This is a genomic window from Nostoc sp. (assembly GCF_036917555.1).
In the GTDB taxonomy this organism is placed as follows: Bacteria; Cyanobacteriota; Cyanobacteriia; order Cyanobacteriales; family Nostocaceae; genus Nostoc.
In genome coordinates this window covers 94,536-118,216 of sequence record NZ_JBALDD010000008.1, presented here as the reverse complement: position 1 = coordinate 118,216, position 23,681 = coordinate 94,536, and the positions used below count along the sequence as shown (strand labels likewise).

The 23,681-nt window shown below is 40.8% G+C and carries 14 protein-coding genes; 6 read left to right on the top strand and 8 right to left on the bottom strand.

Annotation, left to right across the window (positions count from 1 at the left end):
• The first annotated feature begins 303 nt into the window (after positions 1 to 303).
• The 4 genes from V7K60_RS03260 to V7K60_RS03245 all read left to right on the top strand — a co-directional run bounded on the left by V7K60_RS03260 (position 304) and on the right by V7K60_RS03245 (position 6,890).
• The gene (locus V7K60_RS03260) at positions 304 to 1,059 is read left to right on the top strand and encodes a PPC domain-containing protein (RefSeq protein WP_334922901.1); all 756 of its coding nucleotides are present in this window, start codon (positions 304 to 306) and stop codon (positions 1,057 to 1,059) included.
• Positions 1,060 to 1,211: 152 nt separating this feature from the next.
• Positions 1,212 to 2,012, top strand: coding sequence for a peptidylprolyl isomerase (locus V7K60_RS03255; protein ID WP_334922899.1), 801 nt, complete (start codon positions 1,212 to 1,214; stop codon positions 2,010 to 2,012).
• Positions 2,013 to 2,040: 28 nt separating this feature from the next.
• Positions 2,041 to 4,983, top strand: a complete 2,943-nt coding sequence (locus tag V7K60_RS03250; RefSeq protein ID WP_334922898.1) for a peptidase domain-containing ABC transporter — start codon at positions 2,041 to 2,043, stop codon at positions 4,981 to 4,983.
• A 404-nt stretch (positions 4,984 to 5,387) separates the two neighbouring features.
• Positions 5,388 to 6,890: an HlyD family efflux transporter periplasmic adaptor subunit gene (locus V7K60_RS03245; RefSeq protein WP_334922896.1), complete on the top strand. Its 1,503-nt coding sequence runs from the start codon at positions 5,388 to 5,390 to the stop codon at positions 6,888 to 6,890.
• Positions 6,891 to 6,956: 66 nt separating this feature from the next.
• On the opposite strand, the gene V7K60_RS03240 is transcribed toward V7K60_RS03245, so the two are convergent.
• Entirely contained in the window at positions 6,957 to 7,553 is a 597-nt protein-coding gene (locus V7K60_RS03240; protein ID WP_334922894.1) for a Uma2 family endonuclease, read from the bottom strand.
• A gap of 221 nt (positions 7,554 to 7,774) precedes the next feature.
• Positions 7,775 to 8,587, bottom strand: coding sequence for a class I SAM-dependent methyltransferase (locus tag V7K60_RS03235; protein WP_334922891.1), 813 nt, complete (start codon positions 8,585 to 8,587; stop codon positions 7,775 to 7,777).
• 671 nt (positions 8,588 to 9,258) lie between these two features.
• Here V7K60_RS03235 and V7K60_RS03230 point away from each other — a divergent pair.
• Complete coding sequence (locus tag V7K60_RS03230; protein WP_334922890.1) at positions 9,259 to 10,698, top strand: AAA-like domain-containing protein; 1,440 nt, start codon at positions 9,259 to 9,261, stop codon at positions 10,696 to 10,698.
• 5 nt (positions 10,699 to 10,703) lie between these two features.
• Positions 10,704 to 12,278 (top strand): AAA-like domain-containing protein, encoded by a 1,575-nt coding sequence (locus V7K60_RS03225; protein WP_334922888.1) that lies wholly within the window; start codon positions 10,704 to 10,706, stop codon positions 12,276 to 12,278.
• A 225-nt stretch (positions 12,279 to 12,503) separates the two neighbouring features.
• Here the strand turns inward: V7K60_RS03225 and V7K60_RS03220 are convergent, their stop codons facing one another.
• The 6 genes from V7K60_RS03220 to V7K60_RS03195 form a co-directional block, all read right to left on the bottom strand.
• Entirely contained in the window at positions 12,504 to 13,172 is a 669-nt protein-coding gene (locus V7K60_RS03220; protein WP_334923033.1) for a sigma-70 family RNA polymerase sigma factor, read from the bottom strand.
• 766 nt (positions 13,173 to 13,938) lie between these two features.
• A complete protein-coding gene (locus V7K60_RS03215) occupies positions 13,939 to 14,751 on the bottom strand; it encodes a response regulator (protein WP_334922886.1) in 813 nt (270 codons plus the stop codon).
• Positions 14,752 to 15,006: 255 nt separating this feature from the next.
• Positions 15,007 to 17,499, bottom strand: coding sequence for a hybrid sensor histidine kinase/response regulator (locus V7K60_RS03210; RefSeq protein ID WP_334922884.1), 2,493 nt, complete (start codon positions 17,497 to 17,499; stop codon positions 15,007 to 15,009).
• A 94-nt stretch (positions 17,500 to 17,593) separates the two neighbouring features.
• Positions 17,594 to 19,045: an ABC transporter substrate-binding protein gene (locus V7K60_RS03205; protein ID WP_334922882.1), complete on the bottom strand. Its 1,452-nt coding sequence runs from the start codon at positions 19,043 to 19,045 to the stop codon at positions 17,594 to 17,596.
• A 12-nt stretch (positions 19,046 to 19,057) separates the two neighbouring features.
• Entirely contained in the window at positions 19,058 to 20,542 is a 1,485-nt protein-coding gene (locus V7K60_RS03200) for an ABC transporter substrate-binding protein (protein WP_334922880.1), read from the bottom strand.
• Positions 20,543 to 20,815: 273 nt separating this feature from the next.
• Entirely contained in the window at positions 20,816 to 23,626 is a 2,811-nt protein-coding gene (locus V7K60_RS03195; RefSeq protein WP_334922878.1) for a beta strand repeat-containing protein, read from the bottom strand.
• Positions 23,627 to 23,681: the final 55 nt, after the last annotated feature.

The window sequence follows — 23,681 nt, the reverse complement described above, 5'->3', positions numbered from 1 at the left end:
ATAATACAAAGCACTTGAAATTTACTTTAACAAATACCTAACTATAAAAGTCTTTTTCATGCTGTGTTTATTGAAAAAACAGTCTAATTTAGATTCATGGTTAAACAACAGGTTCTGAACACGGCGAGCATAAAACCAAACGGCTAAGGCTTTATTGAAAATAATAAATAATATTTATTTTCATCAAATTCTCAGCCACTACATTCCAGTAAATATCGATTTAAATCGAAGATTTACATTTGTGCAAACCATAACTTAATCTGAATTTGACCGCATCACAATCAACACCTAAAGGACAAAAAAATGGCACTTTTGAATCTTGGTACACTTGGTAGCACTCCTGTTGTTAAGAATAACTCTGATTTAACTACATCCGATCCCACAGATGTCTTTCAGTTCAAAATCAGCAGTGGCAAAAATCTCAACTTATCTCTGACAAATATCAGCGCTGGTGATGATGCCGACATCAGACTGTTTCGAGATGCTAACAATAACGGTGTATTAGACAGCTTAGACCGAAATGTTGGACTTGTTTCCAGTCGGGGAAGCAACCAAGATGAGGCGATTAACTTTAAAACTAGCTCTGGTACTTTTTTTGCCGAAGTATCTCGCTTTGCTAGTAGTTCAGGCGATGTCAGTTACAATTTAGCCTTGTCTGCAACTGAACCTGCTGGAACTTTACCGATTTCAGCCAGTTCTAGCAACCTTCTACCTAAGGAATTTGTACTTGGTGACTTGTCAGGTAATGTCACTCGTACAGGTAACGTCAGTAACACTAACACTACTGATGTTTACAACTTTTCTTTGGGATTTCGTCAGAGTGTCAACATTCAATTGGACGGATTAAGCACCGATGCTGATATCCGGCTGATTCGAGACTCTAACAACAATCGCATCGTGGATGCAGGTGAGGTAATTAGAAGCTCTACTAATGCAGGTATTACTTCAGAACTGATTTCCAACATTACTGTAGCTGGTAACTACTTTTTGCAGGTAACAGAAGCCACTGGCAATACTAACTACAACTTGGCTTTTAACGAGTCCTCCGTTCCTGCTTAAGTTTAGGCATCGGCAGTGGTGAGCGGTACTTGAAAGTATTGTACGGCAATGCTTTCAAGGGTATGCAAATGATGCAAGCGGTACAAATCCATACCTGAATACCGCTTGCATTTCTAAATGTATTTCTGCACAGCTCAAATATTTGCACAAATATGAATAAAACATTACAACTAGGCGATGTCTACGATGGGCGTAGCGGCAGCGCCATCTTACCGCCAGAAATTATTCCTTTTTTAGCAAGTTACAACCTAATCCCGCAATTGTTATCTCAGAGCATTATTGAATTAGCGATCGCACCAATCACCTGCACACAAGTTGAAACATCTCACGCTCTAGAACAATTTTATCAGCAGTGGGATTTGACCACTGAGCAAAAAACCCAATCTTGGTGCTTACGTTACGGTTTCACTCAAGAACAATTAGAACTTTTCGCCACCCGCAAGCTGAGAGTAGAAAAGTTTAAGCAAATAACTTGGGGACATCAACTAGAATCTTACTTCCTCAAATACAAAAGAAATTTTGATAAAGTCATTTATTCTTTAATTCGGACTAATAGCAGAGGAACTGCTAACGAGCTATTCTTCCGAATTACAGAAGGAGAACAATCATTTTCTGAACTAGCGCGTGAATATTCTCAAGGGCCAGAAGCTGATACAAATGGCATCATTGGCCCAGTGGAACTTGGTACGATCGCTCCCAATTTTGCTCAGTTACTTTGCACAAGTCAAGTAGGTATAGTTCAACCACCCGTACCCTTTGGAGACTCATGGATCATTGTACGTGTGGAAAAGTTTATAAGTGCCCAATTGGACGATTTTATGCGGCAACGATTGCTGCAAGAGAATTTTGAAACTTGGTTTCAACAGCAACTAAGTCAACTATCACCAGAAGAAAAAACCTGGATGGGAATCAACAGTAAATCAGCACAGGTTCAAGAAGCGATCGCAGCCTAGAAATCATCAAAATAAGGTGTCTAAGAATATGACAAGTACAACCGTTAATATTCAAGAATTTATTGCTGATTTGTTTCCTTTCAATTATCTGCCACAAAGTGCTTTAGAAAATTTGCTAAACAAGGTACAATTTTGTCGCTACTGCATCGGGCAAGTAATAGTAGCACGGGAAGCTATGCCCAATAAAATTAGCATTATTTATCAAGGACAAGCGCGTTTATTAGGTTACAATTCCCAAGGACAAAATCCGGCGACACTGAAGTTACTCTCACCAGGAGAGGTTTTGGGTTGGGTAAGTCATGTACGAGGTATTGCTTGTGAAACTGCGATCGCTTCTACTGAAGTTATCACCTTTAATCTAGCGATCGCTGATTTTCTCGCATTGATTCAGCAAGAAGAGGCTTTTGCTCAAGCATTAAACAATACTGTCTCCCTCATAGAAGTATATGAACTGCTCATGGAGGAATTGAGTCGTCGCGCAGATGGTAGCAGAAATTTAGTTAAACTTGCCCGCACAGCAACTCAAGCAGCCATTATCCAAACATTCCCTACACGCAAAATATCCCTCCAGCAGTTAGATTCAGAATTCTTGTGGTTAGTTAGCAGTAGTTCGAGTGCTTACTTCCCCGTAGGTAGTCGTTTAGAGTTGGATGAACTCAACCCCAAGCTGAAATTTAATACAAATATGCGTCTGGTGGGATTGCCCAAATCAATATTTAGAGAAAATCTCGCCTCTCCTATACCAAAAACACTCTTACCCGCAGAGATTCCCTACGCCTCAGAAATTACTGTCACAGAAGAACCAGTAGCTAAAGGTAAACAAAAGAAGTTTCCTTATATCAAAGGTAGAGGGCCGCTGGATGCAACACTAGCTTGCTTCCAGATGTTGAGCCAATACTTTAACATCTCCTGGCGTCGAGATACGTTACTGCGGGTGTTGACAAAGCAGCACGAACAGAAAGGCATGATATCTCTGCAATTTTGCGCTGCTGCTGCTGAGTTGATGGGGTTGACAACACAGATGGTAAAAGTTCCCGCTACCGCAGTCGGACGCTTGCAACTACCAGTAATGATTTCTTGGCAAGATAGTTTTGCAATTATTTACAAAAATAGCAATCAAGAGTTACTCATTGCCGTTCCAGAGATGGGACTACTACGCTACAAATTACGAGACTTTGCTGAAAACTGGGGGGCTGAAGGAGAAGTCTTGCTGCTACAAACCACCAAAAATACTCCCAAAGCGCGGTTTAGTTTGAGTTGGTTTGTACCCTCACTGCGGCGCTATCGCAAGGTGTTAATTGAAGTACTAATCGCTTCCATTGTTATTCAACTGTTTGGGCTGGTAAATCCTCTCGCCACACAGGTGATTATTGACAAAGTACTGGTTGGCAATAGTCCTGATACTTTGGAAGTTTTCGGCATCTTTTTGCTGGTAGTAGCAGTCATCGAAGCAATACTCACCAGTGTCCGCACTCATTTATTTACAGATACCACTAACCGAATTGACCTCGCCCTTGGTTCTGAGGTGATTAATCATCTGTTGCGTTTGCCATTATCTTACTTTGAACGCCGTCCTGTGGGAGAATTGGCAACGCGAATTCACGAGTTGGAAAACATTCGTTCTTTCTTGACTGGTACAGCCTTGACTGTGGTGATGGATGCTGTGTTTTCGGTGGTCTACATTTTAGTGATGGCGATTTACAGCCCAGTGTTGACATTAGTTGCTTTGGCAATAGTGCCGTTGTTTGGTTTGCTCAACTTGTTGGTATCACCTGTGATGCGGCGACAATTGCAAGAAAAAGCTGAGTGCAATGCCGAAACGCAATCTTATTTAGTGGAAGTGATGGGGGGAATGCAGACAGTCAAGGCGCAAAATTTAGAAATGCGATCGCGTTGGCAATGGCAAGAACGCTACGCTCGTTATATTAGCGCAGGTTTCAAAACAGTCTCTACCCAAACTACCGCCAGTTCTGTTAGCAACTTTCTCAATAAGTTTTCCAGTATGTTAGTGCTGTGGGTGGGAGCTTTTCTAGTCCTCAATCAGCACCTAACCTTGGGACAACTCATCGCTTTCCGCATCTTGGCTGGTTATGTCACTAGTCCTTTGTTACGCCTAATGCAACTTTGGCAGAACTTTCAAGAAACTGCTCTATCTCTGCAACGCCTTGCTGATATTTTAGACACTCCCCAAGAAGTAGAAATCGGTAACTGTCAAAATATCCTCATGCCCAGTATTCAAGGTAGTGTCCGCTTTGAAAATCTCAGCTTCAGTTTCTCGGAACATGGGCCATTGCAACTGTCCAATATTAACTTAGATTTTCCTGCTGGCTCCTTTGTGGGAATTGTTGGGCAGAGTGGTTCCGGTAAAAGCACACTGCTAAAATTATTACCCAGACTTTACGAACCCAAGTCCGGCAAAATCTTGATTGATGGCTATGATATCAGCAAAGTAGAACTTTATTCTTTACGCCGTCAAATTGGTATGGTGTTACAAGATACCTTATTATTCAATGGCACAATCCGCGAAAACATTGCCTTGGGATATCCTGATGCTAGCGATGAAGAAATTATTACTGCTGCCAAGGTAGCTTATGCTCACGACTTTATTATGTCTTTGGCCAGTGGTTATAACACCCGTGTGGGCGAACGAGGTTCGGGATTGTCTGGAGGACAACGCCAACGAGTAGCGATCGCTCGTACTGTCCTGCAAAACCCGCAATTACTGATTTTGGATGAAGCTACCAGCGCCTTAGATTACAATGCCGAAGCCCAAGTTTGCCGTAATTTAGCGACAGCTTTCCAAGATAAAACAGTGTTTTTCATTACTCACCGCCTCAGCACAATTCGCAATGCTGATGTCATTCTAATGATGGATCAAGGTGCTGTAGTAGAACAGGGAACTCATAAAGAATTGATGGCGCTCAAAGGTTATTACTACTGTCTTTACCAGCAACAAGAAGCGAAAGTGTAGTCATTAATCATTTGTCATTAGTCATTTGTCATTTGTCAGCAGTAAATACTATTGCTTCAACTTTAAATAATGAAACTTCAAGCTTAAAACTCGACACTTCAGCCCCAGAACTCGGAAATTGAACTTTATTGCTCGAACGTTGAGCCTTTGAACTTGGAAGTTGCACCTTTTTGCTCGACACTTCAGCCCCAAAACTCGGAAGTTGAGCTTTATTGCTCGAACGTTGAGCCTTTGAACTCGAAAGTTGCACCTTTTTGCTCGAACGTTGAGCTTTTGAACTCGAAAGTTGCACCTTTTTGCTTGAACGTTAAGCTTTTGAACTCGGAACTTTAACTTTAACACTCCTAATTCAGCACTCAACAGTCAACACTCCCCAATGCCCCATTCCCCATTCCTCATTTATTATGAATATTCAATATAAATTCGATCAACCAGTACTTTTACAACAGACCCCTACTTGGTCACGAGCGATCGCCTGGACTATTGTTGGAGTTAGCACCTTCACAGTAATTTGGGCCTCAGTCTTCCAAATTGATGAATCAATTCATGCCACTGGCAAGTTAGAACCACAGGGTGCAGTCAAAGAAATTCAGGCTCCGATTCATGGTGTTGTCAACGAGATTCTAGTCAAAGATGGTCAGCGAGTCAAAAAAGGTGAAACACTCGTTACCCTAGAAAAAACTACTTCTGAGGCGGAGTTAACTTCATTAAAGCAAAGTCGGGTTGCTCAATTGCTGGCGAAACAGGCGCTAGAGCAAGAAAATGATTTTTATCGCCGTCAGCTTCAAGGGAGCATATCACTACAGGAAGTAGCACAGCAAACTGCTCTGTTGAAAATTAAACCAGAATTAGCCTTTTTGACCAAAAGCCGAGCCGCGATTATTGCCGAAAACCAGTTGTACCGGACACAGTTAAATGGTGCGACTACTGGAAATATTCTCACAAGAGAGCAACAGTTACGTTTGCGAAATCGCCAAATAGAATTAGAATCACGGTTAGCCACAGCTAATTTAGAAACAGGACAGACGCAACAGCAATTTTTCCAGACTCAGGCGGAGTTAACAAGCGCTAAAGAGTTACTGACAATTAATCAACAAATTCTCCACAAGTTTGAACCTCTAGCGCAGCAGGGGGCGATCTCCCAGGTGCAATACTTGAAACAGCAGCAGGATGTCAGCAGCAAACAATCTGAAGTAATCCGATTGAATAGAGAACAGCAGCGATTACAATTAGCGATCGCACAGTCAAATCAAAAATTTCGCAATACTGCGGCTGTGTCTCAAGAAGACTTACTCGCCAAAATTACAGATAACGACAAAAACATTGCCGAAATTGACAGCCAATTAACCAAGGTAATTGTAGATAATCAAAAACGCATCTATGAAATTAATAGTCAGATTGGAGAGATTGATAGTAAGTGGGTTCAGGCAGAACAAACCCTGAAATATCAGAAAATTACAGCACCCGTTGATGGAACTGTCTTTGAACTCAAAGCCAAAACAGCAGGATTTGTAGTTAATTCCAGCGAACCCCTGCTGAAACTCGTTCCTAGTGATAACTTGATTGCTAACGTATACATTACCAACCGCGATATCGGCTTTGTCCAAGAAGGGCAACAAGTAGATGTGAGAATTGATTCCTTTCCCTTCCAAGAGTATGGTGATATCAAAGGCGAACTAATTGAGATTGGCTCTGATGCCTTACCTCCAGACCAAGTTTATAATTTCTGGCGTTTTTCCGCAAAAGTCCGCCTACATGGGCAGAAGTTACTAATTAATCAGCGTCAAATTCCATTGCAATCGGGGATGTCCATTAATGCTAATGTGAAATTGCGTCAGCGCACGATTATGAGTATCTTCACTGATTTCTTAGTGCAAAAGACTGAGAGCTTAAAGTCTCTGCGCTGAACAAAATCGTTTTTCACAGGAGTTTTCAAGCGTGAAACCCAGCATCCCATAAGTATGTGCGATCGCTTATTTCTGAAGGGCCTGTTGAAAAGTCTTGATCGCCTCTACATGATTCACCATATTCATGCAACGTAACAACAAATCTAGATCGATTCCTTTCACCTCTTCACTACTAGAAACCTTTTCATAGTGAAGTGTATTCCCTTCTCCCCGCAGATGATAGACTTCTAACACACCATCTTCCCAAAACCACACTTCCTTGATTTTCAACCGCTTGTATGCGTCCAGTTTGTTGATGCCGCCACTGGAAAACACCACCTCGATCGCCAGATCGGGTAGCATCCGACCAGGAGAAAGTTTATAAGATTTATCTGCCTCTCGCTTGACGGCGACTGTTTCACTTTCTAGAGTCATTGAGCCAGTTGGAGTAAAGTCGAACCCTGTCATAAGCAGATAAAGCTCTAACAAAGCACCGATCCTTTCTTTAACGGTTTCGTGGGGTTCTCCAGGCATTCGTCGTATTTCCAGAATTCCATTCAGAAAAGAAAGCCGATATCCTGGACGGTCTAACAATTGTTCAACTGCTTTAAACTCTCTCCAGGTCATTCCCTCAAACAGAAGGGGTGATTCTTTTTTTGGTGTTGCTATCGTTGCTGGGGTCATTTGAGTCTCCAGTTTGTTTCCAGATTAGAAATAAATAATCAGGTTTGGAGGGCGATCGTTTGATTATTCTACTTGCATTGAGATATATGATCGCGATCAAAAGTGCTTGTTTTGATCGCCGTAGTCACATAGGTTAGCACAATGTTGATCGCTTAAAGCCTTGACAAAACTGGGTTTTTACTCAGCACTCAGCACTCAGCACTCAGCACTTTGCTATATCCTCACATTTCTAGCTTCCGGCCAACCATATACCACAAACCCACGGCATAGCGGATGTAATTGAGTTCTGTAAAACCTGCTTTCGCAAACTCGTACTCGAAGTTGAAATGAATAAAGTCATCCAACCACGGTTCTTGAAAAGAAGCGCTCAGGGCGTATTCACCCCGATAGGTGTCAGCGTATAGTACCCAACCTCCAGGTTTGGTAATCCGGTACATCTCTTTAAGAATCTTAGGCGTCCACTCTTTAGGCGTCTCGTGGAAGAGTAGTGATGACGTGACAAGATCAAAGAAGTTGTCAGGGTAGCCAGTGTTACGGGCGTCCACCTGCTCAAAAGAAGCTCGCTCACTAAATCCAGCCTTGTTAAACTTGTGCTGACTAATCACCAGCATGTAAGGTGAAACATCAGTAACGCGAAAAGTAGCCTGTGGAAACCGCTGTGCCAAGGCTAATGCTCCACCCGCCGTACCTGCACCAAGCTCTAGCACCGTCTCAATTTGAGCCTCTTGAGGAATTAGTTCAGCCATTTTCTCGCGCAACTGCTGACAACTAACATTGTGGCTCATGGGAATAATGGCATCCATAGCAGCATCCCAACCTAAGCACAACTGAGGGTTGGTATAGGAATCAGTTGACCCATGAATGGGAGCGTGGATGTAGTCAGGGTAATATTCATGCTCAGTATGGTAGCCTTTGAGTTCCTCCGCCCAATTAATTGAGGCATATTCCTGCATTACTGAGGGCATGGCTGCGGTAATGCGTTGAATTACCTCGGTTCGATACGCTTGTTTTTTTTCTGCGTTCCATCTCGGCATAAATCATCTCCTGCTTACATTCGTTACTTGGTGTTCCTAGACTCCAATCTGGGAACGAGAAATAAACTGCAAATACAATAGAGCAATACTCCAGACAGTTTTTAATTCAGCCAATCCACAAGAAAGCTATCGATCCTTTAGGGTGATGATTAGAACAAACAAGCACCGGAACGATAGCTATATGTAAATTGTACAGAGTGTGCTAGAAAAAATGGGCGGTTTGGGCAAACCACAGATGAAGGCGTTAACAAAAGAATATTGTCATCTTTAGCAATGTACCAACGCGCCAAGACAGTTTACTCTATGCAAGGTATCAGGAATTGAATAACACTAGGTTTGTAAGCCACTCTAGCTAGGGAGTGAACGGTGCTACTAGTGTATTTACTTTATAAATCAACTCTCATGCCCATTAGTCTGCCTAAGTAATGGGGATTGTGACATTCCCTAATATTTAAGAGTGGCAGGTGTAAATAAAGCCAATACGAATTTGGGAAAAGAATACAACAGATACCTTACTAGGGGTACGCAGATAGCTGTGCGCCCTTACAAGTAATCCATCTGTCGCAAAGATTATTTAAATTGGTATAACTGTTTAAATTTAAGTAAATACTGAAAAAAGTCTGAAAAATTCCGCTAAAGTCTTATTTAAAACAAACTTTATTTTTTTACAAATGAATATTGAAGAAGCATTAGTAATTTTAGATACATTTCTTGAACATAGCTTAAGTGATGTTCAGGAAATAGTATTTCGTCAAGCTTGGGAAGGACAAACTTATCCAGATATCGCCGAAAGCTGTGGTTATGATGCCAATTATATAAAAGATGTTGGTTCTAAGTTATGGAAGCTACTTTCACAAGCTTTCGGGGAAGAGGTGACAAAAAGTAATTTTCGCTCAGTATTGAGACGGCGATGCCCCCGGCAGGCTTTGCCTACGCAAAATAGCGTTTTGTCAGAAAAACTACAACCTGTGCCAGCAGTCTTGAGACAGTCTCAGCCAACAAGCAGAGCCAAAGATGGAATATCAACGTCTTCGGTAATCGAAAAGCAAGACGAGAGAAAAACCCCAGTCTCTAATCCCGACTTTTTAGAAAATCCTGGTGGCTCAGTGCCCCTAAATTCCTTTTTTTACATAGAACGTCCGCCAATTGAAGAACGCACATATACTGAAATCAACAAACCTGGAAGCCTAATCAGAATTAAAGCCCCCAGCAAAATGGGAAAAACATCCCTAATGCACAGAATTCTTAATCATGCCAAACAAACTGGGGTACACACTGTACAAATCGGTTTACAGAGGGCAGATAGTCAAGTTTTCACTAGCTTAGAAAAATTCTTACGCTGGTTTTGTGCTAACGTCAGTCGGCAGTTGAACCTAGAGATCAGATTAGATGATTATTGGGATGAGGATATTGGTAGCAAAGTTAGCTGCACATTGTATTTACAGGAGTATTTGCTGGAGAAAATTGATGCTCCGGTAGTCTTAGCTTTGGATGAAGTGAATCGAATTTTCGAGTATCCAGAAATCTCTAGGGATTTTCTGCCGCTACTGCGTTCTTGGTATGAAGATGCTTCCGAATTAGAAATCTGGCAAAAACTCCGACTAATAGTAGTTCATGCTACTGAAGCTTATATCCCGTTAGATATTAATCAATCTCCTTTCAATGTGGGGCTACCGATTAAGTTATCAGAATTTAGTTTAGAGCAGATACAAGAATTGGCAGTGCGTCATGGACTGGATTGGACCAAAGGTGAGAAAGGATTGCAAAAGCTGGCTCCTCTACGAGCAATGATTGGTGGTCATCCCTATTTAGCTCGTCTGGCTCTTTATAACCTGGGACATCAAACAGTGACCCTAGAGCAGCTACTAAAAGAGGCTCCCACAATTGCTGGCATCTATAGCAACTATTTACGGCATCATCTAGCAAATCTCCAAGAACATCCAGAACTCGCGATCGCACTCAAACGGGTAGTTACCTCTCCAACAAGTGTGCAATTAGAAGCGATCGCTGCTTATAAATTAGAAAGTATGGGTCTGGTAAAACTTGAAGGAAATCAGGCAATGCCTAGCTGTGAGTTGTATCAGCTATATTTCCGAGAGCAATTAACTTAAACGCTATGAATAAATACGAATATCAAATTGGTGGCAGTCTCAAAGTCGATGCTCCTAGCTATGTAGAACGGCAGGCTGACTTTGAACTTTATAATGCTTTAATTCAAGGCGAATTTTGTTATGTATTTAGTTCCCGACAAATGGGGAAATCTAGCTTGCGGTTACAAACAAGGCATAGATTAGAACAAGCAGGCTACAGTTGTGCTTCTATCGATATGACTCGCATCGGCAACGGCAATATTACTCCTGCTCAATGGTATAAGGGCATAGTGGTTGACTTATTAAGGAGCTTTAATCTCTTTAGCAAAGTTAATATAAAAGCCTGGTGGTCGGAGCGTGAAGATTTACCTGCATTACAGCGATTGAGCCAGTTTGTTGAAGACATTTTATTAGTTGAACTAAAAACTGAAAAAATATTTATTTTTATTGATGAAATTGATAGTGTTTTAGGTTTAAATTTCCCTGTAGTCGATTTTTTTACCCTAATTCGCTCATGCTACAATCAACGAGCCGAAAATCCAGAATATAACCGCCTAACTTGGGCACTATTTGGAGTTGCAACACCTTCAGATTTGATTGCCGATCGCAACTGTACCCCATTTAATATTGGTAAATCTATTGAACTGCACGGCTTTAACTTATCGGAAATTCAGCCATTAGCAGCAGGTTTAGAAAGTAAAGTAGCTAATCCGATAGCAGTTCTCAAAGAAATTGTAGCTTGGACAAATGGTCAGCCATTTCTGACTCAAAAGCTCTGTCAGATAGTAGTGCAAGAGAGAACCAGTGGAAGCAAAAATGTTGAAGAACAGAGAAGCTTAGAAGTTGATGAGCGTTATAAATTAGATAACCATTTACCGATTATTAATCAACATTTGATAAGCTTCTATTATCAATTTCCCTTGTTAATTTTAGAAAAACTAGTGCAAACCCATATTATTGAGAAATGGGAAGCAAAAGACGATCCAGAGCATTTGAAAACAATCCGCGATCGCCTGCTGATAAATGAGCAGCGTGCTGGAGGTTTGCTAGGACTGTATCAGCAAATTTTACAAGGAATTCAGATAGCTTGTGATGATGGAGAAGAACAAATAGAACTCCTGTTGTCGGGGTTAGTAACCAAGCAGCAAGGGCAACTAATAGTAAAGAACCGGATTTATCAAGAGGTTTTTAACCAAACTTGGGTAGAAAAACAATTAGCAAAATTACGACCCTACTCCCAAGCATTCAACGCTTGGGTAGCCTCAGATCGCTGTGATAATTCCCGACTATTACGCGGGACAGCCTTACATGAAGCTCTAGCTTGGTCGCAAGGCAAAAGCTTGAGCGATTTGGATTATCAGTTTTTAGCAGCTAGCCAAGAATGCGATCGGCGAGAAGTTGAGACATGGTTAGAAGCAGAACGAACTAAAGAAGTTAAAGCTCGACTAGTTCAAGAGCAAAAAGCAGCTAGATTTCAAAGATTATTTTTTCTAGGTGCGTTCGGTTGGGCATTAATAGTTGTTTTAGGATTGGCGATGGTGACTTTTGAGTATAAAAAGCACTGTTCAGTGACCTCAAAGCAATTACTACATTACCCATGAGTAGGACAACGATTGTATCTGCAACTAAAAGAAAATTACAAATTTTTAGTTATCAGAAATAATGCACTATTTACTCAGCACACATTGTTCAGAGGTGTTTCGGGAAATAGGTAAAACCTAAATCGATATTTCTCCTAGACTGCACTCTAAGCTATCTGCTGAAATATTGCTTTGCTGCCAGTAGCTGGAATTTTGTGAGCCACCTTCCTGTAGTGAAAGTCTAGTTTAAAATAAATCCTCTATCTCAGCATATTTCCGCAAGCGTGGTAGACACTGACGTTGATAGAAACTACTTAATGTCGCAATTGACACCCCAAAGTCTTTAGATAATTCTTTCCAGCTAACTTCCGGGGGTAAGCGTTTGAGAATTAATACCTGACAATTTACGTCTGGACGCCCTTTAATGTGAGTACTACGTAGTTCCATATCCGAGTCTGTCTCCACCCATATCTCCAGGTTTTCCAAAATGGGAGGCGCTTGGGGAGTAGCTGGTATATTATCTATCGGGTCAATAGTTTCACCAATCTCACCCGACTTAGACTGATGAACCCTAAAGGTTACTGTTGTAGCTTTTTCCCGGTTTTGGTTGAGATAAAAATCTTGTAGTCTGCGTTTTAGGTAAGCATCTAACCAATTAATCACACTACCTTGAGTGGAGTCATAAACTTGACCTGTCAGACCATCACAAACATTGCGGCAGAAATACAACCAAGTTTGTTGCAGTGCGTCTTGATAGTAGGGAGTATTTTCCTTCCAGAGTTTACCTTGTGTCAAACGAATGATTTGTGTGAGCAGCTTCTGACGTTGAGGGCTTCTAGGTGGATGTCTACGGGCTTGGGCAACTAAGGATGCTAGCTGTTCATTTAGATCCTCCTTAACTGAGGTGCTAAACAACAGATGCCTGACTTCCTGGTTTACTGGTAGTGAATGACTCTGAATGTCTAAATCAGTAGTAACATCTTCTACAGTCAAAGAGTTGTTGCTCACTTCATCAGTTTTAACAGCAATGCTATCCATATTTCCTTGCTCAGATACCTGAATACAGCGATGAATTGCTTCTTCAGGCGGGATAAAATCTTGGTTTATAGTATTTTTTCGCATTTTATTTTCTTTCCTGAAGTTTCTTTTTTGGGCATACTTTGCAGGCTTGATGTAGTAGCCAAGCATCTCTTTGCTTGATTTTTGATGCTGTCATTATCTGTCAGATATTAGAGGTAATAACAGCATGGTTGCAATGGGCAATACCCTTTTGCTCACCGACTCAATTCAATCCACATCCTCAATTCAGTAGGAGGACATAATAAAATGTAAAATGCAAATCAGAAGAACCTGTTACTGTTGGGATTTTCCCTTCTGCTTCTACTTATTAGACGTTCTTGAGGTTTTGGATTGAAGTTTACTTTGACCATACCTTTAATTTAAGTGAATCACTCACTTTTAACAGCATGAAAAAGTCATAAATTGTCAGGAATTTTGCCGTCAAACTTTTATTAATTTATGTAAAAAATGTCACTAACGTCAGAAAAAATCTCTTTTAACACCTGTGTTAGCAGTTTTGGATTAGAAGTCTTGACTAAAGGTATTTTCCAGCAATCTCAGACTACCTATTCATTTACAGAATTTTTGATCTAAAACACTTTAGCGGCTTGCTGGAATGGTGTTAGTAGGAGGTGATATCGCGGACACTAGCACAATGGTATTCCTGTCCGTTTAACTCCAGATAATTGACAGTTATTTCCACAGCTATGTCCTGACCATCTTGGGTTCGTTGAGTAGACTCAAAAGTGAGAGAGGCTTTGTGTCTAACTTCTTCCCAATGCGATCGCCAAGCAACCGTCGAAAAATTCGGATCTATATCATAAACAGTCATGGTCAACAATTGTGCGCGGGAGTAGCCAAGATGACGACAGGCGGCTTCATTCACGTAAACTAGCTGGGCATCCGAATTTACAAAAAAGATAGAATCCTTAAATTTATCTAGATAAAACTGACTGAGGCGCAGTGCTGACTCGGCTTTTTGGCGATCGCTAATTTCCTGTTGCAAAAGTATATTTTGCTCGGTCAGTTGTTTTTGCAACCTTCGGATAGTCAAGTTATTTTCTACACGGGCAAAAACTTCTTCTTCACTAAAAGGTTTGGTAATATAATCTACTCCCCCGACTGCAAAAGCTTTAACTTTGTCAAAAACTTCATCCAAGGCGCTAATAAAAATCACCGGAATGTCGCGGGTTTTTTCCGAGGCTTTCAAGTGTTGACAGACTTCATAGCCATTCATTTCTGGCATCATAATATCAAGCAGTATTAAATCGGGCGGTGCAGCTTGTGCTGTTTTCAAAGCTGTTTGTCCGTTAATCACTCTCCGAATTTCATACCCAACCTGAGTTAACATAGCGGATAAAAGTCGCAGATTGTCGGGTGTATCATCAACAACAAGAATATTTGCTTTTGGTAGCTGAACTTGATGGTTATCCATATTTATTAGAATTAATTTTTTAAAAAAGAATTCAGGAGTCAGAAATCAGAATGGGCTAAACGCCCCGCTACCGCTAACAGAATTTAATTGGAGTCAGACTGGTAAATGAATCAGTTTAAGATCCCCACTAAATCTTCTAGTGCATTCGCTACACAAAGATTTAGTAGTCTTTAATTAGTGGCAGGTTTCAATCCCCTACTTCCTTGTTCTGACTCCTGAATTCTGACTTCTGAATTCTGATTCAAAAATCATTTCTTACACTTGTGTTAAATCAATAACTTTATCAATGCGAAAGTTATTAACCCAATCAGACAGAGTGTTTGTCAAAAGAGCAGATTCTTCAGGAATTTGCTCAAGCAAGCTAAAAATCAGCTTTTCATCAGTACACAGTGCCGCTTGGTGTAACTGTGTCACCCACTCAGTTGGCATCTGAGCCAGCATCTGAGCCAGCATCTCTTCTAATGATAAAAGTTTAAGGTCGGAATTTTCTGTAAGTTCGTCTTTTTGAAGGGGTTTCTCTTCATATATATAACGCACCCCTAAATATTTAGACATCATATTCAAGATTACTTCCTCTCGGAACGGCTTACGCACAAAATCGTTGCAGCCAGCCGATAAAACCACAAAGCGCTCCTCATCAAAAGCACTAGCAGTTAGGGCAATAATGACAGTAGCTTGACCCTTTAAAGTAGCTCTAATTTGTTTAGTAGCTTCATACCCATCCATTACAGGCATCCGCATATCCATCCAAATCAGTTGTGGTTCCCAAATTTCCCAAAGAGTTACCCCTTCTTGACCATTTTCAGCGTGACGTACCTCGAATCCAAGGGATACTAGCATCTTGACTAGGAGTTCACGATTTTCCCATTTATCTTCAACTACTAAGATTCGGTATTTTGGTTGATTAGGCTCTAAACCAATTACTCGTCGTTTTAGCTGTCGAATTGGAGCTTCAGCTACTTCTGCTAGACTAATTTGGAGATCAAAAGAAAAAATCGTTCCTTGGCCCAAAGTACTGCTAACAGTAATACTTCCTCCCATTAGATGCACAAATTGTTGGCTAATAGTTAAACCCAAACCTGTTCCTTGCTGAGATTTTTGACCTGCTTCTGTTTGAACAAAGGGCTTAAATAACTTTTCAATTTCAGCAGGTGGAATCCCTGGTCCAGTGTCTTCGACTTCAAAATAAAGCCAGAAGAATGAGGGATGGGAGTTTTTTCTTACTTGTGCCCCTTCTTGTTGCTGTAGTTTACTTTCTTCCTTGATCCTAACTCGCAAACTAACACCACCTTCTTGAGTAAATTTGATAGCATTACCAAGGAGATTAATCAATATTTGACGCAATTTACTTTCATCTGTATGCACATATCTAGGAACTTCAAGTCTACGTTCAAACATCAACTGTAAACTTTTGGATTCCGCTTTAATTTGAAACATCTCTTCAAGTGAATCAAGTAGAGTGTACAAGTCAAAGCTATTGTTATTCAGTGTCGTTAAACCCGCCTCAATTTTGGACATTGACAACACATCATTAATCAAGGTAAGTAAATGTTCTCCACTGCGACTGATAATTTCTAAATGTTCTAACTGAGAAGTATTGATAGAAGAATCGCGGGTCATTAGCTGAGTAAAGCCAAGGATGCTGTTAAGAGGAGTACGAAGTTCGTGACTCATGTTTGCGAGAAATTCGCTTTTGGCACGGTTAGCAGTTTCGGCTTCTTTGGCTTTTAGTTCTAATCTATGGCTGTAATTCTCTAATTGTTCGCCAGAGATTTTTAACTGCCGCGTTAGCCAAGATACTCCAATCAATAGAAATCCCATTGATAAGAATCCCACTAGCATCATCGTCCCTGCTAATCGACGAGCCGGCGCAAAGGCTTCTTCCTGGTTCATCTCCACCATTAAGGCTAGGTCTTGGTCATTGAGCCAGTGATATACCCCAATTACTAACACTCCGGCATAGTTTGGATAAAGTCCTTGACCACTAATTCCACCCATTGCTGCATCAATACCTTGGCTGCTAACTCCTTGAGAAAAGTCCGGTGTTTTATCTTTATCTTTAGAAATAAAAGCGTTTTTAGTTACTAAAGAACCAACCAAATAAGTTTCTCCACTCTTACCTAAGCCTGTACGTTCCCGCACAATCTGATCTATTCTGTCTAAATTCAAATCAGCTAAAAGAACACCTTGACGTACCTTGGCTGCATCACGTAGAGGGGTTGCAAAAGTAACTGATGGCTTACCAGTAATAGGTGAGGCATAGAAGATGGGGGCAAAAGAGTCTCCTGGCTGAATCTGTTCAATATAGGTGATGTTAGCTGAAATTTCATATTGACCTTCACGCTGCTTGTTAGTAGATAAAATAATCCGATTGCTCCGGTCAAGAATAGAAATTTCTCCAAGACTTGGCTTAATTTTCGCCATATTTGCGAGGTAATCTGAGAGAACTTTGTAAGCTTGACGATAATTTGCATCGGCGGCTTTGGAATTTAAAAGGATTTGAAAATTATTTTGGACGTCTGGAAACTGAGTTACTAAAAGAAAGTCTCGTTCTTGGTCTTCAAACCAACGGGTAATTTCTTCCTCTTTCAGGCTGGCAGCAGCACTGAGTCGTTCAAAAGCAGCTTGCTTCAAAGCTTCCCTCGCATTGAGAAAAGCGAATCCTCCTACTACACCTACAGTCACCAAGGATAGAAATAAGAAGGAACTGGCAACTTTTATAGTTAGGTGCTGATTCCAAAAGTTCATATATTTACAAGTTGTTTCTTATTTTAAAGATACTTATCTTTTTTCTTATTCATGTAGATAGGTTATTCCTTTAGTTAATATAGATAATTATTGATTACCATTGAGTAAAAATTTGTTTAATCTGCTTAATTGCCTCATCAGTTGCTTGCTCTGAAGAAATTTTATCTACAATTATTCGATTAAGAGTTTTTCCCCAGATATTCTTCTCTAACACTACGCTGTATGCCGGGTTTTGGACATAATAAAATAACCGCGTTGAACCTTCCGTCACCGTCTTGACCGCAGTTGAAACGTGTGGGTCAGCTGGGTTTTTCCAAAATTGGTCTTGCCAAAGTGTCTTGATGACAGGTAAATTACAGCCTCCAGCAGCTTTCAAATACTTACCTATCACCTGTGATTGGGTGAGATATGCAAGAAAATCCAAAGCTTTTTTCTGTTGCTGGGAATCAGCGAACAAAACTGCTTGCCGAAGTGTGAGTAGATAGCGCATTGGCTTGCCGTTGGGTTTGTTGGGAAATTTTAAGATGCCAAGCTTATGACGATAGGTGTCGGGATCTTGGCGCACAGAGCAAGGAATTGAGAGGGTGTTGTTAGGAGTCATCATAACCACACGGTTGAGCAAGCTGCGATTATTATCTGGATTTAACCAATTGAGTGCATCTGGTGGCACATAACCTTGTTGGTAAAATTTGGTATACCAATCTAATGCCTGGACAATTTTTTGTCTGACCTTTGGATCATCGATCAGGAGTTTACCTTCTGAGTCGAGAATTTGCACATCGTATGCTTCTAAAATATGCTCAAAAAAGATGTAGGTATCTGAAGCTCCAGTAGAAAAAGGAAAACCTAACCCATAAATATCCTGTTTTTGCTGTTTTGCCCGCACATGGTTTTGTACTTGTTTCCAAAACTCCCAAAAACCATCCCAATCTTTGGGGATATCCCTTTCGCTACGACCTATTTGCTCTAGCAAGTCTCGCCAGTAGAAAATATGAACCGTTGCCTGATTGATTGGAACTGCATAGTAGCTTCGCTTTTTTGCAGCATTATTATAATAATTAACAGCTTGCAGGGCATATTCAGGATAAAGATTTTTGACTGGTTCAATTACATCCGTTACATCCGCCAGCTTACCTTCCCAAGCCAAATGCGGATTCAACGCTCTCTCAGCGCCGTAACTCATCATGATATCGGGTGGATTACCCGCGTGAATGGCCCTACGCGCTTTCTGCGGTAACTCATCGCCGATATAGAAGGAAAGCTTGACTTGATTACCAGTTTGTTTTTCCCAGTTGCTCACCAACTGCTGGATTGCTTCATCCTCATCGACAGTAAAACCTTTATCCCACCAAATCTTTAAAACTGTGTTGTCAGTAGGCGAATGCGTGACTGAAGATTGTTTTAATTGAGAAGTATTAGTGTTAGTACAAGCAATAATTATCAAACTGAGTGTCAATACGATGAACACATATCTGCGATAATGGTGATATTGTGCCCGATTCTGAGAGTCTCTAGCAATTTGACTAGCTTTTCTTTTAAATGTCATCTTTGTAAAAGCTTACTGCCATTGGTCAAAAATTTGCTTAATCCGAGCGATCGCTTCATCAGCTGCTTGCTCTGAAGAAATTTTATCTACAACAATTCGATTGAGAGCCTTACCCCAAACATTATCTTTCAAAACCAAGCTATAAGCTGGGTTTTGGACAAAATAAAATGGGCGAGTTTCTCTGTTGAGAAATATATTAATGGCAGTCGAAAGATAAGGATCTTTTGGATCTTTCCAAAAAGGATCTTGCCACGCCGATGTTAAGACTGGTAAATGACGACCTCCAGAAGCCTTGAGATAATTTTCCATCACTTTTGGTTGTATTAAGTATGCAAGAAACTCCTTAGCTAGTTTCTGTTTCTTAGACTCGGCAAATAAAAACACTTGTTTAACCGTAATTAAGTAGCGCATTGGCAAGCCATTGGGTTTATTTGGAAACTCTAAGATACCAAGCTTTTGATAATACGTATCAGGGTTTTGCCGTACAGCAGCAGGAATTGAAAGCGAGTTGTTAGGAGTCATAACCACGCTTTGATTAAGTAGATTACGATTATTGTCTGGATTCAACCAATTTACAGCATCTGGTGGTACGTAGCCTTGCTGATAAAAATTTGTGTACCATTTTAAGCTGTTAATAATACCTTGACGCACTTTCGGATCGTCAAGAAGGAGTTGATCCATAGAATCTAAAATTTGCACATCGTATGCTTCTAAAATCTGCTCAAAAAAGTAGTATGTATCAGCAGAACTAATGCCGAAAGTAAACCCTAACCCATAAATATTCTGCTTTTTATCTGGTATTTGTTTTGTCCGCAAGTCATTCTGTATTTGTTTCCAAAACTCCCAAAAAGCATCCCAATCTTTTGGTATATCGCTTTCTTTACGACCTATTTGCTTTAGCAAATGTCGCCAGTAGAAAATATGAATAGTTGCTTGGCTCATTGGCAAGGCATAGTAGCTTCGCTTTTGAGTAATATTGTTATAAAACTGAACAGTTTTGAGGACTTTTTCCGGATATAAACTTTTAAGTGGCTCAATTACATCTGATACATCTGCTAGTTTGTCTTCCCAACTTAAACGGGGAATAATTTCTCGATCGGCAGTATAACTGGTAACAATATCAGGTAGGTTGCCAGCCTGAATTTCTCTTTGAATCTTCCGTGTTAGCTCATCTGTGGAATATAAAGAAAGCTTGATTTTGTTGCCAGTTTGTTTTTCCCACTCGCTAACTAGTTGCTTGAGAGCTTCATCCTCTTCCTGAGTAAAACCTTTATCCCACCAAATCCTTAAATCTGTAGTTTCACTGGATAACTTATTAAGTGGGAAAGGGGAGGATTGATATGTGTTAGTGCAAGCAACAATTATCAAGCAGAGGATTAATGCTATGAGTGCGTAGCGACGGTTGATTAGTCTTGGTACTACGCTAAAAGCTTCCTTAGCTCTCTGCTGATTCTTCAGGACTTGAGTAATCTGACTGGCTTTTTTTCTGGATACCACACTTCTAGAGCTTATATTTGAACTAAATAGATATATTTAATTTAAGGCTTTTTGTTGGTCTCTCAATAATTTACAAGCGATCGCTCTTAAAACAGATGGGCAATTGCTTGCTCTTTGTGGGGAACGAAGCACATTATATCGCCTCGCTATTTGCACTGATTGGAGTAATTATTCTACCGCGTGGTTTAATGATTCCATTAATGAATCGAATGCGAGATGCCTAATACAGCACCTCGCATTCTGAAGATTTTTATTTGACTGTGGCGTTGAGAATTAAACAACTAGAAAGTTGTTTTGGCTTAGTGACACTCCACCAGATAGTTGTGCAAATTGTACCTGAGTAAATCCACCCGCACTGCCATCTTGGTCAAAATATAGCGCACCTGTAGTGTTGTTATAGATAAATCGCTGATTGCTTGTTGTTGCAGATGTTCCAAGGGTAAAAGAGTTAGCTGAGAGTAAACCTGATGATAACGCGCCACCAAAACCAGCAGCCGATACCCGAATCAGTTCATTAATCGCGTTGAAGTTATAAATACTATCAACGCCTTCATTGAAACTATTGAAAACAAAGGTATCATTACCAGCTCCTCCATAAAGGTTATCATTACCTTTGCCACCTTTGAAGGTGTTTTTACCAGAGGCACCAGAGGCTGTGAGAGTATCATTACCATCGCCTCCATCCAGTAGATTATTGCCTGATGAATAGTCAACAATCAAGCGATCGTCATTAGCACCACCATTGAGCGTGTTATTGCCAGAGACAGTATAAGCTCCGTATGAGGAATATAAGGAGGCTGAACCAGCAGCTGTGAGAGTATCATTGCCATCGTCCCCATTCAGTAGGTTATTGCCTGATGAGTAGTTAGTAACTAAGTTATCATCACCAGCGCCACCATTGAGGGTGTTTTTACCAGAGATAGCATCAAGAGAAAAATCGCCTCGGTAGTCGTCGTAGGAGCCAGAGACGTTAAGAGAATCATTATCATCACCACCAGAGAGCGAATTATTACCATTTGAATAGTCAGCACTCAAGTAATCCTTACCCGCACCGCCGAGAATTGTGTTATTTCCAAGTCCCCCAGCGAGGGTATCATTGCCATTGCTCCCCACAATCAAATCATCGTAGTTTGTACCTGAGATATTTAATTGTTCGATATTCTTATAGCTAACCTGATTCGGGCCTGCTGTAATCGAACCAGTGTTAGTAGCAGCATTGAATGTCGTTGTGATTCCCTGGGCGATAGAATAGTTATAGAAGGACAACAAATCGTCACCTTTGCCTCCATCTATGGTATCTTTGCCGCGATCGCCTCCGGTGAGTGTATCGTTGCCATTGCCCCCCACAATCAAATCATTGTAGGCTGTACCTGAGATATTTAATCGTTCAATATTTTTGTAGCTAACCTGATTCGCGCCTGATGTAATGGAGCCAGTGTTAGTAACAGCATTGAATGTCGAAGTGATTCCCTCACCTCCGCTAGAATTACTGTAATAATTGGCTTCCAATAAATCATCACCTCTTCCCCCATCGATAGTATCATTGCCACTACTACTTCCATAGAGCGAGATGGTATCGTTGCCATTACTCCCCACAATCAAGTCATTGTAGGCTGTACCAGAGATATGTAATTTTTCGATATTCTTGTAGTTAATCAGATCCGTGCCCGCCCTAATCGAGCCAGTGTTAGTAGCAGCATTGAATGTTGAAGTGATTCCCCCACTAGGATAGGTATACGAAACGCTCAACAAATTGCCACCGATTCCCCCATCTACTGTTTGAGTCGTTAAGGAAGGTGGGGAACTATATAAGACGAAAGAGAAGGAATCATTACCATTCCCTCCATTGAAAATGTTATTACCAAATGTGCCATAGGCTTTTTTGTTGTCGTAGTAGCCAGAGGCAAAGAAAGAATCATTGCCATCTTCTCCATTGAGGATGTTATCGCCTGTTGAATAGTTAACACTCAATTCATCGTCACCAGCACCACCATTGAGAGTATTATTACCGGAGGTAAAAGAGGCGGAATAATCGTAGTCGCGAGAGGCACTAAGAGTATCATTGCCATCTCCTCCATTAAGGATGTTATCGCCTGTTGAATAGTTAGCATTTAATTGATCGTCACCAGCACCACCGTTGAGGGTGTTATTGCCATCCGTTTTAGAGGCACTAAGATTATCATTGCCATCTTCTCCATTGAGGATGTTATCCCCTGTTGAAGAGGTAGCACTGAATTGATCGTTACCAACACCACCGTTAAGGATGTTATCGCTTGTTGAATAATCAACATTCAAATGATCGTTACCTTCTCCACCAAAAATCGTATCATTGCCATAATTTAAATCATTGCCACTACTGCCTCCAAAGAGTAAATCGTTGCCATTGCTCCCGACAATAAAGTCAGCGTAGGTTGTACCTCTAATTTCTAATTGTTCGATATTGTTGTAGTTAATCTGATTTGTGCCAGCCTTAATTGAGCCAGTGTTAGTAGCAGCATCGAAACTCGAAGTGATTCCTTTAGTAGCACTGGTGTAATATACAGACAAGTAATCCTCACCAGTTTCTCCATTTACGCTTTGAGTTGTTAAGGAAGAAGGGGCTGTTTTGGAGGCGGACAAATAGAAGGTGTCATTACCAGCGCCTCCATTTAGAGTGTTTCTACCCTGGACTTCATTTGCGTAAAGGGAATCATCGCCGTCTTTGCCTAAAACCGTATTGTTGCCAACAGAATAGCTAATATCAAGGTAGTCATCCCCTGCATCTCCACTGAGGATGTTATTTCCAGAAGAATAGGAAGCATCAAGGGTATCATTTCCCTCATCACCCCGCAGCAGGTTACTACCAGTACCACCACGGAGGGAGTCGTTATCTGTACCACCACGAAGGAAGTCGTTATCTGTACCACCAAAGAGAGTATCATTCCCTGCACCACCAATGAGGGTATCATTTCCGGCATCACCGCTTAGAAGGTCGTTGCCATTTTTGCCATCGATGATATCATCACCTACTTTAGCGTTAATTGTATCTGCGCCCTGACTACCCAGTAGAGTATCTTTACCGTTGGTTCCAATGATATTTACCATAACTTTTATCTTCCTGAATCGATTTTTTAAGTAACTTCAGCTATTAACTTGTTGT